Origin of the sequence: Saonia flava (assembly GCF_011927795.1) — a bacterium.
GTDB classification, from domain to species: domain Bacteria; phylum Bacteroidota; class Bacteroidia; order Flavobacteriales; family Flavobacteriaceae; genus Saonia; species Saonia flava.
The window spans coordinates 23,714-43,507 of record NZ_JAATJJ010000003.1 but is presented as its reverse complement, the minus strand read 5'-3'; the positions used below and the strand labels follow the sequence as shown (position 1 = coordinate 43,507).

The following is a 19,794-nucleotide window of genomic DNA, read 5'->3' as shown; positions in this document are numbered from 1 at the left end:
AATTTTGTATCAAGTCTGTAAATATTCTTGGGTGGCGGTGGGGAAGTGAAAGCTCTTTTTATTTTGTGAGGCACGAGCAAAATGAAATGTGCTTGAATGTGCGGTGGGCTTTTCTGAGCTTGTGTACAACAAGTGAATATAGATCATATGATCTATATATCTCTTATATGAGGAACTAAGATAAGAGATCTTTAATGCCAGTAAAAGAAGATTCTGCCACATGGGTGTAAATTTCTGTTGTCTTGGTAGAACTGTGCCCCAATAACAACTGAATGTGCCTAATATCGGTGCCATCTTCCAATAGATGGGTAGCAAAACTATGTCTTAGCATATGAGGTGTTACTTTTTTGTGGATATCTGCCCTTTTTGCCGTATTGGCAATGACCTTTAAGACACTAGATGCAGTATAAGGTTTGTTTTTAGGCCCTTCAAAAAGAAAGTTATTTGGTCTGTATTCCTTGTAATAATTACGTAAATCTCTTAATAGGGTAGGGCTAAGGACAGTCATTCTATCTTTATTGCCTTTGGCACCTTTTACACAGATGAGCATCCTTTCACTATCAATATGCTCAAGTTTTAGGTTAAGTAGTTCACTTCTTCTAAGACCAGCAGAATATAAAAGTGCAACAATACAGCGGTGTTTTAGATTATTGGTGTTTTCAATCAAAGCAAGAATCTCCTTTTTAGATAGTACTTTTGGCAACTGTTTTTGTTTTCGTGGTCTTTCAATGGCATAGAACCTATTGGGCATTCCCATAACCACTTCGTAGTAGAATTTGATGCTATTTACCGATTGGTTCAAATAGGAGTGTGAACGCCCATCTCTCAAAAGTTTTTGAAGATATTGCCTTATCTCATTTTCGGTAATGCCATTCACAGGTATATCAGAATAATGGTTGATAAAATTTTCAAAATGATGCACATAGCTTTTTACAGTGTTCTCAGCATATTTTTTAAGCTCTAGCTTGTCCAGGTATGAACTAGGACATCTTTTGTGTTTTTTATCCAAACTCCTGTTTCTGTACCACGAAACGTTTTTGGGCACTTCAGTGTTAAGATGATCTTTGGAGTCAAAGAAATAATTACCATTAATCCAGACCTCTCCCCTAAATGTGTCAAAGAGAATACCAAGGTTTGCTCTACTGTTTTCAATATGGTACATGCTATATTCCCCGTTCCAAACAATTTGGGGCAATGTATCAACCAGGGCCTGGATTACCTTGTCTGATTTATACTGAAGTCCAATATGCCTCTTGCCGTTAATAAGCAAATGTTTCAATGTTATGCTTCTGCCCTTGAACATGTTTTTTTTGCAATATCAATATATAAAATGATTTAATTGTATCTTAATCGAATAATGTTCGCATAATAGTACGATTAATTGGAAACCAATATGAGATTACAAAAAGAATGCCTGTACTGTAAAAAGGTGCTTATTGGTCGAACGGATAAAAAATATTGCAACTTGCACTGCAAAAGTGCGTATCAATATCAAAAAGAAAAAGAACAACCAAAGCGGTTTTACAACAAAGTGGATAACCAATTGAAACTAAACCGTAAAATATTGAAAGAATACAATAAAGGGGGCAAGGTAACAGTAAGGGCAGAGGTATTGTCTAATTTAGGTTTTAACCCTAATTTTTTCACACATTATTGGAAAAATCAAAAGGGCGATGTCTATCTCTTTGTTTATGAATATGGTTTTCTAAAGCGAAATGAAAATGGAAAAAACAAATATGTCCTAATAACTTGGCAAGAGTATATGTCCATTAAGAAGAATTAGATCATTTTTTTTTCTTGTCAAAAATAGTTTTAAGTAAATAGTCCATGGCTTCCTTATCAGTTATTTTAGTCGATTTTTTGGGAAGTTTAAAAGGATTGGTGGGAGCAACGTCTTTAGGGGCGGCTTCTACAACATCACGGATAGGGTTATCTTTCTCTTCCAAATTTGTTGAAAAGCACGTATCCACTTCAAAATGATATTTTTCATTTAGGGCCAACAAAATCTTAAGGTGGGTTTCAAAATGGATTATCTGCTTAATTAGGTCATTTTCAAATAGAAGTTCTTGGTTAAAGTAACTGTCATCTCCTTGGAGGTAGGGGTATTTTAGGGTTGAATCTGCCAAATTGGATTTTAGCGCCAATTGTTGCCCGTGTAGCATTTGTAGCTTGCCCATATTGGAAACCGTATCTATGCCCAAAGGGTTCTTTTCGGTCCAAATGAAACTTATGGCCTTGGTGAGTATTTCCCCAGAAATAGTTTTAAAATGCTCCAAGGCAACAGTTTTTTGTTGCTGCATGTCCATTCCATAGATTTCATCATTAAATTGGTAAAAAAAAGCATAAAATGGGTCTAGAACGCCGTTTTCATAATGTTGCAACAAAAAAACATAAAAATTGTTGGCAAAATTGTTGCCGGGTTTTAATATTGGTACGGAGCTGGGAGGGAATACCTGCTTTTCTATTTGGGACAACCTCACTACATGTTTGGGCTCCAATATACCTTTGGCAAGCAGCAATTTTTCAACCTTTTCTCTGGAAAAGGAAGAAAGGTCATGTCCCTTTAGACACCCAAAATAATCCAACAGTTCGGCCATAGAGCACCAAAATAGTGAAAAAGTGTTGTTTTTTAAGTGTTTAAGGCAACGACTCCTCAACAGTTTATTGTTGTGCTCGGCAACAAATCCGCAACAAACCCGCAACAAACCCGCAACAAACCCGCAACATTTTTTGTTGCTATTGTTGATATAGATGGGAGTAATCTTCTGGAAGTTCAGCATCTATATCCCTTAAATATTTGTCCAAGGCAGTAATGGTGGTATGGCCCGTTATGTTCATAAGAATGCCCTTGGCAACATTCGGAGCATTGTCTTCCCTAAGCTTTCTATAGAGTTTTGTTATATAGGTATGTCTATAACTGTAGAGGGCATGGTTTTTGTCAAGTTGGAGGAAGTCCTTAACTTTTTTGAACCTGTTGGTAAAATAGACCCTTTTATTGTCCTCTGAGGTGTTCCATTCTCCACCAATTCCTTGGGGGGTAAACAATGAATAATTGGGGTTGATATTGGACAGATCTGGCAGCTCGGATATGAGTATTTCAGGTATGATCTTTATTTTTTCGGGCTTGTTTTTGGTGCGCACATAGAGCTTCTTGTCTTTTATGTCAATATCCTTTATCCTTAACCTACATACTTCAATGGGCCTTAGAAAACTATAGGAGATGAACTTGGTAAAGAGCAAGAGTATGGGGTCGTTATTTTTTAAATGTTCTTCAATTTTTTCCAATAGTTCAGGGGTGTAGGTCTTGTTGCGTATTGGAGTGGTTTTCAATTTTGATATACTTTTTATGAAATTGAGGGGTATCTTTTCATTGTCCTCCCAGAGCTGGAAGAGGGAGCCAAGGTCGGTCCGCGTGTTGTTGCGGTTTCTGCCACTACTGTTCTTGAGTACATGGTTTAAATAATCGTTGACTGTTTTCTTGTTGATCTTCTCCACAGGGGTGTCGATGAGGTCCTGTTCAACAAGCCATTTTCTAAAGCGGTTGATGCGACTTCTGAACTTGGGATAGGAATTTTCATTGAGGGTGTTCTTTTTGTACGCCAACCCAAAATCGAGTGCTTCAGAAAGGGTTTCCGTGTCCGTTATGGTTCCTTCCCCAACAACTTTCTTTGGGGCGGTTCTCTTTACCTTCTTTTTTTTCTTTGGTTTTTTTGAGGTTCCCTCTTCAAAATGGTTTTTTATGAGCTGGGAATTGTCCCCATAGGGATCAAAACCCATTTCCAACAACCGCAACAGATTGCGCTGTAGGACCTGTAAATGCCCATAACGCTCCCGTTTGGTCCTGAACCGGTTGGCCCCTGCCTTGATGTTCGGCTGCCTTTCCAGTTTTCCGGTCTCTGGACTTCTAAAAGAGTAATAAACGTACCAATCTTTTTCCAAGGCTGTCTTTTGCTCGGGTTTTTTGAGCCTTGACCATTGGGAGGCATCGATGCCCCCAGTGTATATTTTGGGTTCGGAAAAGGACTGTTTCATGCTAAAAACGTGTACGGAATCGTGTACTGTTTGTAAAAGTAGCGAAATGTTGGACATAAAAAAACGGATGGCGAGAACGCGATCCGTTGGTTTTACTGGCCTTGGCCTTAGTAGCGGGAACTGGACTCGAACCAGTGACCTTCGGGTTATGAGCCCGACGAGCTACCTACTGCTCTATCCCGCGATGTATGTTTAAGTACTTAAAAGAAGTACTATATATTTCTTTGTTTACACTCAGTAGAGTAGGTTCCCTATCCTGAGCGTTGTCGAAGGATGCTGCTCTATCCCACGATGTGGACGGCAAAGATACAACGCTTTTTTAATCTTATCAAAACTTAATGGTATATTTCTTTCATCCCCGAACCAATAAAAGCTGAAAATCCATATCTTCGGGCTTTACATAGTTTATGGAAGTAATAAACGATTTTATATCAAGCATAATTCCTTATGCAGAGAAGATAATGTTCCTTTTGCTCATTGGAGGGGGAATTTTTTTGGCCTTCTACTCAAGGTTTTTACCCTATCGTTATTTTGGCCATGCAATTGCTATAACAAATGGAAAACATGATGACCCAAATGCTAAGGGAGAAGTAAGTCACTTACAGGCTTTATCATCGGCCGTTGCAGCTACAGTTGGTTTAGGGAATATCTCAGGAGTGGCCATTGCAATTTATATGGGTGGTCCAGGAGTTGTTTTTTGGATTTGGATGACAGCATTGATAGGGATGTGTATTAAATTCTATTCCTGTAGCTTGGCCATTATGTATCGTGGTACAGATTCTGAAGGTAATTTGCAGGGTGGTCCTATGTTTTATATTACATTGGGAATGGGAAAGAAGTGGAAACCTTTGGCAACATTTTTTTGCATTGCAGGACTGTTTGGGTTTTTGGGGGTTTTTACTGCAAACCAGTTTACACAAACTTTTATGAATGTTGTAAATCCCAATGAAACTCTATACGAATTGGGTGATTTTAATTGGAAACTTATTATTGGAATTCTATTGGCCGTTATTACGTCTTTTGTAATTTTTGGAGGATTAAAAAAAATAGCCAAAGTCGCTACGACCATAGTTCCTTTTATGGTATTGGTTTATTTTGTCGCCGTGGCCGTGGTTATGTTCATGAATGCATCTGATATTTGGCCATCTTTAAAATTGATATTTACTGAAGCCTTCAACTTTAAAACAGCGGTTGCCGGAGGTTTAATGGGGTTGATAATATTAGGCGTGCGTAGAGCCATGTTTTCCAATGAAGCGGGTTTGGGAAGTGCTCCTATGTACCATGGACAATCCAAAACAGACGAGCCTATAAAAGAAGGATTGGTGGCTATGTTGGGACCCTTTATAGATACCATAATCGTTTGTACACTTACCGCTATAGTCATTATATTAAGTGGAGCCTATTTGGAAGCGGAGAGCAACGGAATTGTAATGACCTTAATTGCCTTTAAAAAATCTCTTTTTGGATATGGTGATATATTGCTAATGGTTATTGTGGCGGCTTTTGCTCTGTCTACACTATTTACCTACTCATATTATGGTGTTAAATCACTTTCATTTTTGACGAACGCTAAAATAGGAAGGTATTATAATTGGTATTTTGTGGCCACGATTGTTTTTGCAGCGGTGGCATCGGTAGATTTGGTTATCAATTTAATTGATTTGGCGTATTCGTTAATGGTAATACCCAATATGATTGCAGTGTTATATTTAGCACCTAAAGTGAATGAGGCATCAAAAAAGTATTTTTCAAAAAAAAAGAATGAAACAGCATAAAGCAGGCTTTGTAAATATTATTGGGAACCCCAACGTGGGCAAATCAACTTTAATGAATGCCTTTGTGGGGGAGAAGTTGTCCATTATTACATCAAAGGCCCAGACAACACGCCATCGTATTTTAGGAATTGTCAATGGGGATGATTTTCAAGTGATTTTATCTGATACCCCGGGTATAATAAAACCCGCTTATGAACTACAGAATTCAATGATGGATTTTGTAAAGTCTGCTTTTGAAGATGCAGATGTACTACTTTATATGGTTGAAATTGGGGAAAAGGCTCTTAAGGACGAATCCTTCTTCAGAAAAATTGAAAATAGCAAAATCCCGGTATTGTTGTTATTGAATAAAATTGACACAACCGAACAGGAGATTTTAGAGGAACAAGTACAGTATTGGCAGGCGCAATTACCAAAAGCAGAAATTCATCCTATTTCTGCCCTTCAAAATTTTAATGTGAAAGAGGTTTTTGAAAGAATTGTGGAGTTGCTGCCAGAAGCTCCACCTTATTACCCCAAAGACCAATTAACAGATAAACCAGAGCGCTTTTTTGTAAACGAGACCATACGGGAAAAAATACTGATGCATTATAAGAAAGAGATTCCCTATTCTGTAGAAATTGAAACAGAAGAGTTTTTGGAGGATGATGAAATTATTCGCATTCGTTCCGTGGTCATGGTAGAACGGGATTCCCAAAAGGGAATTATTATAGGGCATAAAGGCAGTGCGCTAAAAAGAGTAGGGGTGGAAGCTAGAAAGGATTTGGAAAAATTCTTTGATAAGCAGGTGTATTTAGAACTTTATGTAAAGGTAAATAAAAACTGGCGAAGCAATGAGCGACAATTAAAACGGTTTGGTTACAATAAGTAAAATTAGAGGCCAAGGGTTTCCTTCATAAAACTGTATAGTTCTTTCATTTGTGGTTTGCCTTTTGCTTTTCCAACTCTGCCAAAGGCATATAAAGAAAACCAAACAACAATCATAAAAATTAGAATGCCCAATTGTAGTCCGTAAGATTTTCCTAAGGACCAGTTAGAATATCCCCAAATACAGCATACGATAAAAAGGGTGGCTATCCCAAAATGTAGGAACATAAAGAACGTCCATAAGGCTGGATTGGGACCAAACCGACCGAAAACCTCACTAATGTTTTCATTTATTTCTGTAATTTCCAAATGAAGTTGGGGAGACCAGAAATGGGAATGTTCTTTTTTGAATTTGATGAAGACGTGCTCGTCAATACATTTTACCAAAAAATCTTTTTTCTTAGACTTTTCAAAAAATTGGAGCACATTGCCTTTTGGCAATTTTAATTCAAGCTCAAACCTGGGCCTTAATACTATATCATTGGGGAGTGTTTTCATGAAATGTGATTGTAGACCCTAAAAAGATACCATTTTTCTTCAGATATAAATAGTACTTTTGCAGCAAAATAAGGAAGCATGAGTGCCATTGTTGCCATTGTAGGAAGACCTAATGTGGGTAAATCCACTTTTTTTAATAGATTAATACAGCGCAGGGAAGCCATTGTGGATGCTGTAAGTGGTGTTACCCGTGACCGCCACTATGGAAAGAGTGATTGGAACGGCAGAGATTTTTCAATTATTGATACTGGGGGATATGTTTTAGGAAGTGACGATGTTTTTGAAAAAGAAATAGACAAACAAGTAGAATTGGCCATTGATGAGGCGGATGCCATTATTTTTATGGTTGATGTGGAAACGGGTGTTACTGGAATGGACGAGGATGTTGCCAAATTATTGAGGCGAGTGAATAAGCCAGTACTATTGGCAGTAAATAAAGTGGATAATGCTAAAAGAGCCGAGGATGCTGTGGAGTTTTATTCTTTGGGACTGGGAGATTATTATACCATAGCAAGTATCAATGGTAGCGGAACAGGTGAATTGTTGGATGCCTTGGTAGAAGTGCTTCCAGAAAAAGAAAAAGCAGAAGAAAGTGAGTTGCCACGTTTTGCAGTGGTAGGGAGGCCCAATGCAGGGAAATCATCCTTTATTAATGCATTGATTGGTGAGGATAGATATATAGTTACCGACGTTGCCGGTACCACTAGGGATAGTATAGACACCAAATACAATCGGTTTGGGTTTGAATTTAATTTGGTAGACACTGCAGGAATCAGAAGAAAAGCCAAAGTAAAGGAGGATCTGGAATTTTATTCGGTAATGCGTTCTGTTAGGGCAATTGAGTACTGCGATGTGTGTTTATTGGTTTTGGATGCCACACGAGGCTTTGATGGACAGGTACAGAATATCTTTTGGCTGGCACAAAGGAACAATAAGGGTATAGTAATCTTGGTGAACAAATGGGACTTGGTGGAGAACAAAGAAACCAATAGTATTAAACAGTACACCAAAAAAATAAAAGAGGCAATGGAACCTTTTACAGATGTTCCAATTATTTTTATATCTGTACTTGCCAAACAACGTATTTTTAAAGCTATAGAAACAGCTGTGGAAGTGTATAAGAATCGATCAAAAAAAGTACCTACCCGTAAGTTAAATGATATAATGCTTCCCCTAATTGAGAATTACCCGCCACCAGCTTACAAAGGTAAGTTTGTGAAAATTAAGTTCTGTACGCAGTTGCCAACTCCATATCCACAATTTGCATTTTTCTGTAATTTACCACAATATGTTCGGGATCCCTATAAACGATTTTTGGAGAACAAACTTCGTGAACATTTTGATTTTAGTGGAGTTCCTGTTTCTATATTTATGAGAAAGAAATAGAGATTGTGTATTTGTCTATTCAACCAAGATTGTAGGAATTTGGTAGGAATAATCAAAATTGTGTACTATTCCTTGGACCTCCATTGTTTTTATGGTCAATGTATTGCCACAGCATCCACCTGGAGGACTTCTTTCAGTTACAAAATTTAGGTCAAACTCATTTGCCTCGCCTATGGAAATGGCATAGGTATAAGTGCCGACATCAAAATTTTCACTTAATTGTAGAAAAATAGTTTCAGAATTGTCAAAAAGCTCTACAGTTATAGAATTGTGTCCGCCTGTAACGGTTACATCTTCTATAGAATATTTTTCTGAAGAGAATACATTTTCCTTTGTATCTGCATTGACAATTATAAATGATACCGTTTGAAGGTTTGCAACACAAAGTACTGTTGAGCAATCATCATCATTCGGTTCTTTGCAACAAAAACCTGCACATAAAACATATAGAAGTATTATTGCTTTTTTTATCATATTAATAAGACTCCAAAAGAGAAAAAGGTTGCTTATGGATAGGTAGGTGGTTAAAACTAAAAGCTACCATCCCCCAGAAGAACCACCGCCTCCGAAGCCACCGCCTCCGAAGCCACCACCAAATCCACCGCCCCCAAAGCTTCCGCTTCCAAAGCCACCACCGCTGGAACGACCACTACGGCCCATATTGCTCAGAATTATGATGTCCATTAAGTCTAGACCAGAGGTACGTTTGCCTCCATTTTTGCCTCCACCTTTTCTTCTGTTTCGGCGAGAAAGGATAATTAGAATGACAAAAAATATGATAATGGGTAAAAGGGATTCCAATGGAAAACCTGTATCCTTGCTAAAATCCCGTTCCTCTTTAAATTCCCCATTTAAGGTGTTGAAAATAGCATCCGAACCTTTGTTGAGGCCATTGTAATAATCTCCTTTTTTAAATTCTGGAATAATAACATTCTCAATGATTCTCTTGGACATGGCATCGGTTAAAGAGCCTTCTACACCATAACCCGTGTTAATGGCAATCCTTCTATCACCTTTTGCCAATAGGACTAAAATACCGTTGTCCTTATCTGCTTGTCCAATACCCCATTTCTCTCCCCATTGGGCGCCTAGGTAATTGATGTTTTCGCCCTCCGTAGAATTAATTATTGCAACTACAATCTGGGTTGAGGTACTGTCAGAATAGCGTATTAGTTTTTGTTCTAAAGAGTTTTTTTGTGAAGCCGACAAAAGACCAATATAGTCATAGACACTAGTCTGCAATGTTGGCTTTTCAGGAATCTTAAATTGTGCTTGCATAGAGACACAACATAGAAAAAGAAGAAGACTAGCCTTTAGATACCTCATTGCTAAGTTCGTTTGTGTCATTGTGATTCCAGGGAAAATGTGCCTCTAGCTCATTTCCAACTGCCAGTACACCCTCAACGATTCCCTGTTTAAAATTCCCTAAAGCAAATTGGGATTGGATAAGGTCTCTAGTGTCATCCCAAAAGTTTTTGGGTACAACTTTATCAATGCCCTTGTCACCGTAAATAACAAATTTTTTATCATTTACGGCAACATATAACAGGACGCCATTGTCTTCTTTGGTATTGTCCATTTTAAGGTTGTGAAACACTTCTTGGGCCCTAATGTATGGATCGATCTTGGAAGATGCTTCTATATGAACCCGTATCTCTCCGGAAGTATTTCTTTCTGCTTTGAGAATGGCATTAACAATCTCTTGCTCTTCTTCAGCAGTTAAAAAATCTTCTACCTTGTTGGACATGGTCTAGTCAAAATCAAAATTTACATCGGGTGCGTTCTCCGAACCAGGAGCAGCTTCGTAACGTGCCATTTCTTCAAACCCAAACCAACCCGCTAAAAGTTTACCTGGGAATTTGGTTGTATGTATATCATAGATATTCACTTTTTCATTAAAGCGATCTCGGGCGACATTGATTCTGTTTTCTGTTCCTTCCAATTGTGATTGTAGTTCCAAGAAGTTTTGGTTGGCCTTTAAATCTGGATAGCGTTCTACAACCACCATTAATTTGCTTAATGCTCCTGTTAATCCACTTTGTGCCTGTTGGAAGGCGGCCATATTTTCTGGAGTTAAATTGTTGGCATCTATATTTGTAGAAGTAGCTTTCGCTCTTGCTTCAATAACATCGGTCAATGTACCCCGCTCAAAATCTGCGGCACCTTGTACCGTTTTCACCAAGTTTCCAATAAGGTCATTTCTACGTTGGTAAGAACTTTCTACATTGGACCAAGCTGTTTTTGCATCGGCTTCATATTCAACCGCAGTATTGTTAAATCCTACTGCCCATTGGTAAAGACCAAACGCAATGACAGCAATAATAATTAAGGGAATTAGCCATTTTTTCATTTTTAGTATATTTAGTGTTTATTTATAGTTGATTCTTAATCTTAAGAAGTTCTGTTTTTACCATTTCCAACTTTTGAATGACCTCGAAATTGGATAGGGTTTTTTTTCTCTCCTCTTTTAAATGTGTTTTGGCACCTTCCAATGTAAATCCTCGTTCCTTTACAAGATGGTATATCAATTGTAGGTTTTTTATATCTTGTGGAGTAAACTTTCTATTGCCCTTGGCATTCTTTTTTGGTTGTAGTACATCAAATTCCTTTTCCCAAAAACGTATTAAAGAAGTATTTACGCCAAAGGCTTTGGCAACTTCGCCAATACCGTAATATCTTTTTTCAGGAAGTTCTATATACATTTAATCCAATGATTGATTTTCTTGTGAAGCATATTTCAACAAATTCTCAAATTCTTGAGGGGACAAACTTCCGTAATAGAAATTTATAGGGTTTATGCGCTCACCATCCTTAAAGATTTCATAGTGTACATGTGGGGCTTCTGATCGTCCTGTACTTCCAACAAAACCAATAAGATCTCCGCGTTTTACTTTTTGCCCTTTTCTTACATTGTATTTGCTCATATGTGCATAAAGACTAATATACCCATATCCATGGTCTATCCTAATGTGCTTGCCATAACCAGATGAGTTATTGTCCGCGCGTGTAATTTTACCGTCACCTGTAGCATAGATCGGAACTCCCCTAGGAGCCGTAAAATCCATTCCCCAGTGCATTTTTCGCGCCTTTGTAAAAGGGTCGGAACGCCATCCATATCCAGATGCCATTCTTTTTAAGTCTTCATTCCGTACAGGTTGTATTGCCGGAATTGCCGCCAAAAGTTTTTCTTTTTCTTCTGCCAAAACCGTAATCTCATCCAAGGATTTGGATTGTATCACTAATTGTTTTTGAATAATGTCCAGTCTCTTGGTGGTAGAAATAATCATGTCAGAATTATTAAAACCTTCCAAGGATTTATATCGGTTTATACCTCCAAAACCAGCTCGGCGTTGTTCCTCAGGAATGGGATTGGCTTCAAAATAAAGTCTATAAATGTTGTTGTCCCGTTCTTCAACATTGGCCAAAACCTGTTCCATTTGTTGCATTTTTTTATTGAGCAACTCAAACTGAAGTTCATAATTTTTAGCTTCCCTTTGCAACGAAAGCTCTCTTGGCGTATTTACAAGATTTGTATTTAGTAAAAGGGTAAGACCTAGAAGCCCAAAAAGAAAAGAGCCCACTAAAAACAAAAAAATGTTTCTATATTTTTTGGTCTTTTTGGGTACAATCTTTCTGTAAGAGAGGGTATCTGGGTCGTAATAATATTTTACTTTAGACATAAATGTATTTTATTCTATTTTTGTGCTTGCATTTTATCGGGACAAACAAATATAAAAATTGTTTTGTATAGAACGTAAAATTTAGCAAAACCTTGTCTTTTTAGAGCAAAACAAAGGACTTAATTTAATATTTTGTCTTAAAAAATAATTGAAAAACCCCAAGGCGTGAAATCCCAAGAAGTACGATCAAAATTTTTAGATTTTTATAAAACCAAGGGCCACAAGATAGTTGCTTCTGCCCCAATGGTAATTAAAGATGACCCAACCCTAATGTTCACCAATGCGGGTATGAATCAATTTAAGGAATTTTTCTTAGGAAATACAATTTCAAAGAACAAAAGAGTTGCAGATACCCAAAAATGTCTTAGGGTAAGTGGAAAGCATAACGATTTAGAGGAAGTAGGTAGAGATACCTATCACCATACTATGTTCGAGATGTTGGGGAATTGGAGTTTTGGGGATTATTTTAAGAAGGAAGCCATTCAATGGGCTTGGGAGCTGTTGACGGAAGTTTATGGGTTGGACAAGGGTTCGTTGTACGTATCTGTTTTTGAGGGCAGCAAGGATGCCGATAAATTGGAAATGGACAAGGAAGCTTATGATTTATGGAAAGCAATTGTTCCAGAGGATAAGATTATAATGGGGAACAAGAAGGATAATTTTTGGGAAATGGGAGACCAAGGACCTTGTGGTCCTTGTTCCGAAATTCATATAGATATTCGTTCTAAAGAAGAAAAAGCCAAAGTTTCAGGGGCGTCGTTAGTTAATCAAGACCATCCACAGGTAGTTGAAATTTGGAATTTGGTCTTTATGCAATACAATAGAAAAGCCAATGGTGAATTGGAAAATTTACCAGAAAAGCATGTTGATACCGGTATGGGTTTTGAACGTTTGTGCATGGCCTTGCAAGGGGTTAAATCTAACTATGATACGGATGTTTTTATGCCTTTAATAAGGGAAATAGAAACAATTACAAATCAGAGATATGGTAAAAATGAGGAGATAGACATTTCCATAAGAGTCATTGCAGACCATGTACGTGCTGTTGCTTTTTCCATAGCAGATGGCCAGTTGCCAAGTAATACGGGTGCTGGATATGTGATTAGGAGAATTTTAAGACGTGCTGTTCGTTATGGGTTCACTTTCTTGGGTGCAAAAAAACCGTTCATTCATCGCCTGGTAAAGGTATTGAGTAGAAATATGGGTGAAGCTTTCCCAGAGATAAAAGAGCAATATCAATTAATAGAAAATGTAATAAAAGAAGAAGAACATTCTTTTTTAAACACTTTGGAACAAGGACTAGTGTTGTTGGATAGTGTTATAAAATCTACAAATGGAAATGTGGTAGATGGGCAAAAAGCCTTTGAACTTTATGATACATATGGTTTCCCCATTGATTTAACAGCTTTAATTCTTGAAGAAAAAGGATATCAATTAGATGAAAATGGTTTTAATGATGCTTTGGAAGCGCAAAAGAAGAGGTCTAGAACTGCTTCGGAAATTTCCAAGGATGATTGGACTATTTTGGTCAATGACCCAGTAGAAGAATTTATTGGTTATGACACGTTAGAGGCAAGCGTAAAATTGGTGAAGTATAGAAAGGTGACCAGTAAAAAGGATGGGGAACAATATCAAATGGTTTTCAATATCACTCCTTTTTACCCTGAAGGTGGAGGACAAGTGGGTGACAAAGGATATCTAGAGGCGTCTAATGGAGATGTGGTGTATATTATTGATACCAAAAGGGAGAATAATGAGATTGTCCATTTTACTCAAAATTTGCCAAAAGATTTTAGTATGGTTCTAAGGGCGGTGGTTGATAAAAGACAAAGGCAACGAACAGAAAGCAACCATACAGCTACCCATTTACTGCACCAAGCCTTACGTGAAATATTGGGAACCCATGTAGAACAAAAAGGGTCTGCCGTACACTCAAAATATTTACGTTTTGACTTCTCCCATTTTTCTAAATTAACGACTGAAGAACTTAGGGATGTAGAAAGTTTTGTAAACGCTCGTATTGAAGGTCAATTGCCCTTGGAAGAAAATAGAAATGTTCCGGTGAAGGAGGCATTGGCCCAAGGCGCCATGGCATTGTTTGGTGAAAAGTATGGAGATGCGGTACGCACCGTTCGTTTTGGTCAATCTATTGAGCTATGTGGTGGAACACATGTAAAAAATACAGGGGACATCTGGCATTTTAAAATTACCTCAGAGGGAGCTGTTGCTTCAGGGATTCGAAGAATAGAGGCCATAACTTCTGATGCTGTAAAAGAATTTTACTTTAAAAATAATAGGGCCCTATTTGAAATTAAAGATTTGCTCAACAATACCCAAGACCCAGTGAAGGCAGTAGAGTCCTTACAAGAAGAAAATATAAAGCTTAAAAAGCAGGTAGAAGTACTTTTAAGGGATAAGACAAAAAACCTTAAAGGTGACTTAATGAATGAGGTATCTGAAGTCAATGGAATACAATTTTTGGCAAAGAAAGTGGATTTGGATGCAGCAGGGATAAAAGATCTATCATTTGAAATGGGCAGTAATAAGGACAATCTCTTTTTATTGTTTGCTACTGATCAAGGAGGAAAGGCATTACTATCTTGTTATATTTCCAAAGAGCTGGTAGCTTCTAAAAACCTGAATGCTGGGACTATTGTTCGGGAATTGGGTAAGTATATTCAAGGAGGTGGAGGTGGACAACCCTTTTTTGCAACCGCTGGAGGTAAAAACCCTGCAGGTATAGCTGAAGCCTTGGAAAAAGCGAAGGATTATATTTCCTAATGAAACTCCAAACCACAATCCCGTTAGAAAAAGCTAGTAATCAAATAGATTATAATAGTAAGTTACTTCTTTTGGGGTCTTGTTTTGTAGAAAATATTGAAAAAAAACTTGATTATTTTAAGTTTCAGTCGGTTCAAAATCCTTTTGGAATTTTGTTTCACCCCATGGGGATTGAGAATCTTATTGTAAGAGCTATTGAAAATAAGAAATATACCAAAGAAGAAGTTTTTAAAAACAAGGGTCAATGGTTATGTTTTGATGCGCATTCAAATTTGACAGCAACTTCGAAAGAACAGCTAATCCTAAATTTAAATGGGGCACTTAAGCAAACAAAAGAACAAATAACCAAGGCCACGCATATAGTCATTACATTGGGCACAGCTTGGATCTATCGCAGAAGGGATTCTGGCAAAATAGTTGCTAATTGCCATAAAGTGCCTCAGAAAGAATTTTCAAAAGAACTGTTGTCCATTAATGAGATTGTTAAAAGTTTGGAGCAAGTGATTCAGTTGATAAGTACTTGTAATACACAAGCTCAACTAATTTTTACCATCTCCCCAGTTCGTCATTTAAAAGATGGTTTTGTTGAAAATCAGCTTAGTAAAGCACATTTAATTGCTGCAATGCATCAACTAATATCATTTCGAAGAAGTAAAATGAATGAGAAATCCAAGGATACCTTGAGATTTCTTCCTGTGGCCGAAATAACGAACGAGATATCAAATTTACCTCCAGAAAATTATAGGAATCTTAACTATTTTGAGAGTTACGAACTTATGATGGATGAACTCCGTGATTATCGTTTTTATGCCAAAGATATGGTGCATCCCAACGAATTGGCAATAGATTATATATGGGAAAAATTTAAACACGTTTGGATTTTAGATAAGCTATATCCCACAATGGATGAGGTAGATACAATTCAAAAAGGATTACGGCACAGGCCTTTTAATCCAGAATCAGAGGAGCACCAAAAGTTTTTAAAATCGATTCAAAGGAAAATTGCGTATCTTAAAGAAAGCCACCCATTTATGGAATTTTAATTGGCCGGTAATTCATTTGTAGGTATGAAAAGAGTATTAATAGGGATTGTTTTGGCATTGGTAGCGGTTTTGATTTATAAATCATGTTCTGATTATAGGAGCAAGAAAACAATTCTGGAAGAGAATACCATGCTCATTCAGCAGCAAATGGAAAATGTTTCCAAATTGATTGTAAACGAAGGACATTTTGCCGAGGTATATAATTACAGGGATTCTAAGGAATTGTTTGGTGCTTTGGTCACTGCGGACAAAAAGGCATTGGTTGTTGTCAATGCAGATGTGACCATTGCCTATGATTTAACCAAAATTGAATATGAAATTGATGAATTGTCCAAGAAACTTATCATAAAAAATATTCCCGAACCCGAAATTAACATTAGTCCAGATTTTGAATACTATGATGTTTCAGCTGACTATTTAAACCCTTTTGAAGCTTCTGATTATAATAAAATAAAGAACAATGTAAACGTTTCTTTACTTAAAAAAGTTGAGGCCTCTAGCCTAAAATCCAATGCGAAAAACAGGCTGCTTAGTGAGCTTTCCAAATTATATGTGTTGACCAATTCTATGGAATGGACTTTAGTGTATAATGATAATCCTATTTTGGAAGCATCCGATTTTATAGAAATTAAAAATTAGGATAAAAAAAACCGCCGTAAAAGGCGGTATTCATTTGTTAGTTAGAGGCCAGTTCTGGCGGGTATTTCTGTAAAATTTGAGAAACAAACTCTCTAATTCGCTCTTCTTTCTTTTCAATATTACGGCTGTTGCTCAAGGTACCAACTCCTTTTCCTTGCCAGACCAATTCTTTGTTTTTAGTGTCGATTAGGTCAATATAAAGAGAACCTTCCGTTCTGGTACTCACATTATTTCCATAATAATTTGGTCCCCAATAATAGGGGTTCCACCCCCATCCATATCTGCCGCCCCAAAAGTTGTTGTAAATGTCTACACGTTCCTTCTCTTTGGTAAAAATGCTTACCAATATATCGGGATTTTCAGATTTTATAAATCCCCTAGAACTCATTTCGGCATCAATGGCCTTTAAAATTCTTTTCTTGTCCAAATCGGATATTTGGGCCTTGTCAATTCCTGTTTTGTAAAAAGCATAAGTTTTGTATGAGTTGAAATCTGCTTCCCTATCATAATCGGATGCTACTCGCACACTTACACAAGAGCCTAAAAAAAGTATTGCCATCATGGGCAACACCAGTGCTTTAAATTTTTTCATAACAATTTTATTTTTAGTTAACATGGATGTATTTTCCATTTAATAAATCTCAAAAATCATGCCGAACAAAAGGTGAAAGACTTACCTGGAATTTGTTTTAATAGAATATCCATAGGGGCAATGACGGCAATTGCTTTCGCAGCAATATCCTCTTTTTAAATGATATTGAGCAGTAAATACTTTATAGCCTTCAGGGGATAAATAAAAATCGCCCTCCTCTAAGGGAATAAATTCTTTCATGATTATAAAATTAACTCATTCTTAGTTAATAACTTAACAGTAAGTAGTCTTTTGGCCTTTATCTGTAACGTTTTTCGCTAATATTAGTCTTTTGTCCGATTTGTTGGTAAGAAAACTAGTTTGGCATATTCTTAGCTACTATCATTAGTATCTTTATAATTAAGTTCTGAAGTTATTCTATGATTTTAGTTTTCAAACATTTTTTTTATAAGAATTATGTGGGTTTATCTCTATGGCCTTTCATTATTTTAAAGAACCCATCACTTAGAGAGGATGAGGTGCTTATTAATCATGAAAAAATTCATTTGGTTCAGCAAGCAGAACTATTGATCTTACCTTTTTACTTTTTTTATTTCACTGAATATCTTATTAGGATTATATGGTATTTGGATACTTATAAGGCTTATCAAAATATTAGTTTTGAAAGGGAGGCCTATATACATGAACACAATTTGGACTATATTAAGTCCCGTAGACCATTGAGTTTTATTAAATACCTTTGGCGTTCATAATACCCAATCGTGAAAGTTGTAAATCAACAGGTCTTTCTACCAATCTTAAAACAGAAAAACATCTCCCTTTTTATTAAAAGAGAAGATAAGTTGCACCCATTAATTTCTGGAAACAAATACCGAAAGCTTAAATACAATCTTATTGCCGCAAAGGCCAATGGCTCAAAGTGTATTTTGACATTTGGAGGGGCTTATTCTAATCATATTGCTGCAACTGCATGTGCAGGGAAGGAATATGGTTTTAAAACAATTGGCGTAATAAGGGGAGAGGAACTTAGAGATAAATGGAGAAACAATCCTACGTTGAAATTGGCACATAAACATGGAATGGAATTTCTCTTTGTGTCAAGGGAAAAATATAGAGAGAAAGAATGCCCATCTTTTTTGAAAAGTTTGCAACATGATTTTGGAGTATTTTATCTCCTACCAGAAGGGGGGACAAACGAGCTGGCCATAAAAGGATGTGAAGAAATTTTAACAGATGCTGATAAAGAATTTGATGTTGTCTGTTGCAGTGTGGGAACGGGAGGAACTTTGTCAGGAATTATAAACTCATCAAGGGCCGAACAACAGGTTTTGGGGTTCTCTGCCCTAAAGGGGGACTTTATAAGAGAAGATATTTGTAAATTTGTGGCAAAAGAAAACTGGGAGTTAGTAAATGGATATCATTTTGGGGGTTATGCTAGAGTAAATAAGGAGCTAGTCCACTTCATAAATGAGTTTAAAGAAAAATCCCAAATACCCTTGGACCCAATTTATACCGGAAAAATGTTATTTGGTATTTTAGATAGGGTCCAAAAAGGACATTTTAAAGAAAACACTCGAATTCTTGCCATCCATACTGGTGGTTTGCAGGGAATAGCTGGAATAAATCTAACTCTAGGAAGTAAAGGCCTTCCAATGATACACGTATGATAAAAAGAATAATTGCTTTTATAATTTTTGGTGCTTTGCTAACAAGCTGCGGGGCAAAAAAGAAATCTGTTTATGGTGATGATTTGCGTACCAACCACAAAACACATGAAAATACAACCGTTTCAGTAGAGAGCAACGAAGAAAATCCATTGCCAGATTTTGGGGATAAGTTTATAAAATTCAATATTTCTTCTGTTGAAGAATACATTAATACATTTGCAGACTTAGCTCAATCGGAGATGAGGGCCTATGGAATCCCGGCAAGTATTACTTTGGCACAAGGGATTTTGGAAAGTGGTTCTGGTAAGGGCGAATTGGCTCGTAAGACCAACAATCATTTTGGAATAAAGTGCCACAAAGGTTGGGTCGGGGAATATGAACTACATGACGATGACGAGGCAGGAGAGTGTTTTAGAAAATATGTCCATCCCATGTTGTCTTTTAGGGATCATTCGGAGTTTTTATCTTCCAGGTCCAGATATGCTTTTTTATTTGAATTTAAAAATGACGATTATAAAAGATGGGCAAAGGGCTTAAGAGAGGCGGGATATGCTACAGATAAAAGGTACCCGCAAAAATTAATTGCCTTAATCGAAAGGTATCAGTTATATAAGTATGATAATAAAACTATAGATAGTGGTGATATTGTACAGATAGCACCTAAAACCTATGACTATACTACCCATGTTGTAGAGAAAGGAGATACACTTTATTCAATTTCTCGAAAGTATTATATATCAGTTCCAGAAATCATGAAGCTTAATAAAATGACAAGCAGTCTTTTGTCCATTGGACAGGAGCTAAGGGTTAAAACGGAAAAAGCCAAGAAGTAGA

Annotated in this window: 21 protein-coding genes and 1 tRNA gene; 9 read left to right on the top strand and 13 right to left on the bottom strand. The window is 36.9% G+C overall.

Annotated elements, in window-relative coordinates:
* Positions 1-175: 175 nt before the first annotated feature.
* Positions 176-1,303: a site-specific tyrosine recombinase/integron integrase gene (gene xerA, locus GGR42_RS16610; RefSeq protein WP_167966528.1), complete on the bottom strand. Its 1,128-nt coding sequence runs from the start codon at positions 1,301-1,303 to the stop codon at positions 176-178.
* 90 nt (positions 1,304-1,393) lie between these two features.
* On the opposite strand from xerA, the gene GGR42_RS16605 reads away from it, so the two are divergent.
* Positions 1,394-1,783, top strand: a complete 390-nt coding sequence (locus GGR42_RS16605; protein ID WP_167966526.1) for a hypothetical protein — start codon at positions 1,394-1,396, stop codon at positions 1,781-1,783.
* Position 1,784: 1 nt separating this feature from the next.
* Here the strand turns inward: GGR42_RS16605 and GGR42_RS16600 are convergent, their stop codons facing one another.
* The 3 genes from GGR42_RS16600 to GGR42_RS16590 form a co-directional block, all read right to left on the bottom strand.
* On the bottom strand, positions 1,785-2,597 hold the full coding sequence (locus tag GGR42_RS16600) for a hypothetical protein (RefSeq protein ID WP_167966524.1): 813 nt from the start codon (positions 2,595-2,597) through the stop codon (positions 1,785-1,787).
* 139 nt (positions 2,598-2,736) lie between these two features.
* A complete protein-coding gene (locus tag GGR42_RS16595; RefSeq protein ID WP_245201499.1) occupies positions 2,737-4,032 on the bottom strand; it encodes a tyrosine-type recombinase/integrase in 1,296 nt (431 codons plus the stop codon).
* A gap of 111 nt (positions 4,033-4,143) precedes the next feature.
* Positions 4,144-4,216: transfer RNA gene (locus tag GGR42_RS16590), tRNA-Met, on the bottom strand.
* A 223-nt stretch (positions 4,217-4,439) separates the two neighbouring features.
* Here GGR42_RS16590 and GGR42_RS16585 point away from each other — a divergent pair.
* Both GGR42_RS16585 and era read left to right on the top strand, forming a co-directional pair.
* Positions 4,440-5,807, top strand: coding sequence for an alanine/glycine:cation symporter family protein (locus GGR42_RS16585; protein ID WP_167966520.1), 1,368 nt, complete (start codon positions 4,440-4,442; stop codon positions 5,805-5,807).
* Positions 5,794-6,678, top strand: coding sequence for a GTPase Era (gene era / locus GGR42_RS16580; RefSeq protein WP_167966518.1), 885 nt, complete (start codon positions 5,794-5,796; stop codon positions 6,676-6,678). The genes GGR42_RS16585 and era overlap by 14 nt, the downstream gene beginning before the upstream one ends.
* Before the next feature lie 2 nt (positions 6,679-6,680).
* Here era and GGR42_RS16575 read toward each other — a convergent pair whose 3' ends face one another.
* Positions 6,681-7,172, bottom strand: coding sequence for a GTP-binding protein (locus GGR42_RS16575; RefSeq protein WP_167966516.1), 492 nt, complete (start codon positions 7,170-7,172; stop codon positions 6,681-6,683).
* A gap of 78 nt (positions 7,173-7,250) precedes the next feature.
* Between GGR42_RS16575 and der the strand changes: the two genes are divergently transcribed.
* Positions 7,251-8,558, top strand: a complete 1,308-nt coding sequence (gene der, locus GGR42_RS16570; RefSeq protein ID WP_167966514.1) for a ribosome biogenesis GTPase Der — start codon at positions 7,251-7,253, stop codon at positions 8,556-8,558.
* A 15-nt stretch (positions 8,559-8,573) separates the two neighbouring features.
* Here the strand turns inward: der and GGR42_RS16565 are convergent, their stop codons facing one another.
* The 6 genes from GGR42_RS16565 to GGR42_RS16540 form a co-directional block, all read right to left on the bottom strand.
* On the bottom strand, positions 8,574-9,032 hold the full coding sequence (locus GGR42_RS16565) for a hypothetical protein (protein ID WP_167966512.1): 459 nt from the start codon (positions 9,030-9,032) through the stop codon (positions 8,574-8,576).
* Positions 9,033-9,095: 63 nt separating this feature from the next.
* Positions 9,096-9,884, bottom strand: coding sequence for a TPM domain-containing protein (locus GGR42_RS16560; RefSeq protein ID WP_167966510.1), 789 nt, complete (start codon positions 9,882-9,884; stop codon positions 9,096-9,098).
* Positions 9,865-10,305, bottom strand: a complete 441-nt coding sequence (locus tag GGR42_RS16555) for a TPM domain-containing protein (RefSeq protein ID WP_167966508.1) — start codon at positions 10,303-10,305, stop codon at positions 9,865-9,867. The genes GGR42_RS16560 and GGR42_RS16555 overlap by 20 nt, the downstream gene beginning before the upstream one ends.
* Positions 10,306-10,308: 3 nt before the next feature.
* Positions 10,309-10,908, bottom strand: a complete 600-nt coding sequence (locus GGR42_RS16550; protein WP_167966506.1) for a LemA family protein — start codon at positions 10,906-10,908, stop codon at positions 10,309-10,311.
* Positions 10,909-10,930: 22 nt separating this feature from the next.
* Positions 10,931-11,260, bottom strand: a complete 330-nt coding sequence (locus GGR42_RS16545) for a MerR family transcriptional regulator (protein WP_167966504.1) — start codon at positions 11,258-11,260, stop codon at positions 10,931-10,933.
* Positions 11,261-12,238, bottom strand: coding sequence for a M23 family metallopeptidase (locus GGR42_RS16540; protein ID WP_167966502.1), 978 nt, complete (start codon positions 12,236-12,238; stop codon positions 11,261-11,263).
* A 165-nt stretch (positions 12,239-12,403) separates the two neighbouring features.
* On the opposite strand from GGR42_RS16540, the gene alaS reads away from it, so the two are divergent.
* Genes alaS through GGR42_RS16525 form a run of 3 tightly spaced genes read left to right on the top strand, consistent with a single transcriptional unit; the run spans position 12,404 to position 16,701 of the window.
* Positions 12,404-15,019 (top strand): alanine--tRNA ligase, encoded by a 2,616-nt coding sequence (gene alaS / locus GGR42_RS16535; protein ID WP_167966500.1) that lies wholly within the window; start codon positions 12,404-12,406, stop codon positions 15,017-15,019.
* Positions 15,019-16,062 carry a GSCFA domain-containing protein gene (locus GGR42_RS16530; RefSeq protein WP_167966498.1) on the top strand — a complete coding sequence of 348 codons (1,044 nt, stop codon included), beginning with the start codon at positions 15,019-15,021 and terminating at the stop codon, positions 16,060-16,062. The genes alaS and GGR42_RS16530 overlap by 1 nt, the downstream gene beginning before the upstream one ends.
* A 24-nt stretch (positions 16,063-16,086) precedes the next feature.
* Positions 16,087-16,701, top strand: coding sequence for a DUF4230 domain-containing protein (locus GGR42_RS16525; protein ID WP_167966496.1), 615 nt, complete (start codon positions 16,087-16,089; stop codon positions 16,699-16,701).
* Between the two features lie 37 nt (positions 16,702-16,738).
* Here GGR42_RS16525 and GGR42_RS16520 read toward each other — a convergent pair whose 3' ends face one another.
* Both GGR42_RS16520 and GGR42_RS16515 read right to left on the bottom strand, forming a co-directional pair.
* Positions 16,739-17,293, bottom strand: a complete 555-nt coding sequence (locus tag GGR42_RS16520) for a DUF4136 domain-containing protein (RefSeq protein WP_167966494.1) — start codon at positions 17,291-17,293, stop codon at positions 16,739-16,741.
* An 81-nt stretch (positions 17,294-17,374) separates the two neighbouring features.
* Positions 17,375-17,533 (bottom strand): DUF5522 domain-containing protein, encoded by a 159-nt coding sequence (locus GGR42_RS16515; protein WP_167966492.1) that lies wholly within the window; start codon positions 17,531-17,533, stop codon positions 17,375-17,377.
* A gap of 521 nt (positions 17,534-18,054) precedes the next feature.
* Between GGR42_RS16515 and GGR42_RS16510 the strand changes: the two genes are divergently transcribed.
* A complete protein-coding gene (locus tag GGR42_RS16510; RefSeq protein WP_167966490.1) occupies positions 18,055-18,960 on the top strand; it encodes a 1-aminocyclopropane-1-carboxylate deaminase/D-cysteine desulfhydrase in 906 nt (301 codons plus the stop codon).
* Entirely contained in the window at positions 18,957-19,793 is an 837-nt protein-coding gene (locus GGR42_RS16505; RefSeq protein WP_167966488.1) for a glucosaminidase domain-containing protein, read from the top strand. The genes GGR42_RS16510 and GGR42_RS16505 overlap by 4 nt, the downstream gene beginning before the upstream one ends.
* Position 19,794: the final 1 nt, after the last annotated feature.

Bases quoted from the DNA above. Each gene is read 5' to 3' on its own strand.
- GGR42_RS16585 (WP_167966520.1), top strand. From the start codon at position 4,440: ATGGAAGTAATAAACGATTTTATATCAAGCATAATTCCTTATGCAGAG.
- GGR42_RS16600 (WP_167966524.1), bottom strand. From the start codon at position 2,597: ATGGCCGAACTGTTGGATTATTTTGGGTGTCTAAAGGGACATGACCTT.
- GGR42_RS16555 (WP_167966508.1), bottom strand. From the start codon at position 10,305: ATGTCCAACAAGGTAGAAGATTTTTTAACTGCTGAAGAAGAGCAAGAG.
- GGR42_RS16545 (WP_167966504.1), bottom strand. From the start codon at position 11,260: ATGTATATAGAACTTCCTGAAAAAAGATATTACGGTATTGGCGAAGTT.
- GGR42_RS16560 (WP_167966510.1), bottom strand. From the start codon at position 9,884: ATGAGGTATCTAAAGGCTAGTCTTCTTCTTTTTCTATGTTGTGTCTCT.
- GGR42_RS16505 (WP_167966488.1), top strand. From the start codon at position 18,957: ATGATAAAAAGAATAATTGCTTTTATAATTTTTGGTGCTTTGCTAACA.
- GGR42_RS16515 (WP_167966492.1), bottom strand. From the start codon at position 17,533: ATGAAAGAATTTATTCCCTTAGAGGAGGGCGATTTTTATTTATCCCCT.
- GGR42_RS16530 (WP_167966498.1), top strand. From the start codon at position 15,019: ATGAAACTCCAAACCACAATCCCGTTAGAAAAAGCTAGTAATCAAATA.
- xerA (WP_167966528.1), bottom strand. From the start codon at position 1,303: ATGTTCAAGGGCAGAAGCATAACATTGAAACATTTGCTTATTAACGGC.
- GGR42_RS16565 (WP_167966512.1), bottom strand. From the start codon at position 9,032: ATGATAAAAAAAGCAATAATACTTCTATATGTTTTATGTGCAGGTTTT.
- GGR42_RS16595 (WP_245201499.1), bottom strand. From the start codon at position 4,032: ATGAAACAGTCCTTTTCCGAACCCAAAATATACACTGGGGGCATCGAT.
- GGR42_RS16605 (WP_167966526.1), top strand. From the start codon at position 1,394: ATGAGATTACAAAAAGAATGCCTGTACTGTAAAAAGGTGCTTATTGGT.
- GGR42_RS16540 (WP_167966502.1), bottom strand. From the start codon at position 12,238: ATGTCTAAAGTAAAATATTATTACGACCCAGATACCCTCTCTTACAGA.
- GGR42_RS16520 (WP_167966494.1), bottom strand. From the start codon at position 17,293: ATGAAAAAATTTAAAGCACTGGTGTTGCCCATGATGGCAATACTTTTT.
- der (WP_167966514.1), top strand. From the start codon at position 7,251: ATGAGTGCCATTGTTGCCATTGTAGGAAGACCTAATGTGGGTAAATCC.
- GGR42_RS16575 (WP_167966516.1), bottom strand. From the start codon at position 7,172: ATGAAAACACTCCCCAATGATATAGTATTAAGGCCCAGGTTTGAGCTT.
- era (WP_167966518.1), top strand. From the start codon at position 5,794: ATGAAACAGCATAAAGCAGGCTTTGTAAATATTATTGGGAACCCCAAC.
- GGR42_RS16550 (WP_167966506.1), bottom strand. From the start codon at position 10,908: ATGAAAAAATGGCTAATTCCCTTAATTATTATTGCTGTCATTGCGTTT.
- GGR42_RS16525 (WP_167966496.1), top strand. From the start codon at position 16,087: ATGAAAAGAGTATTAATAGGGATTGTTTTGGCATTGGTAGCGGTTTTG.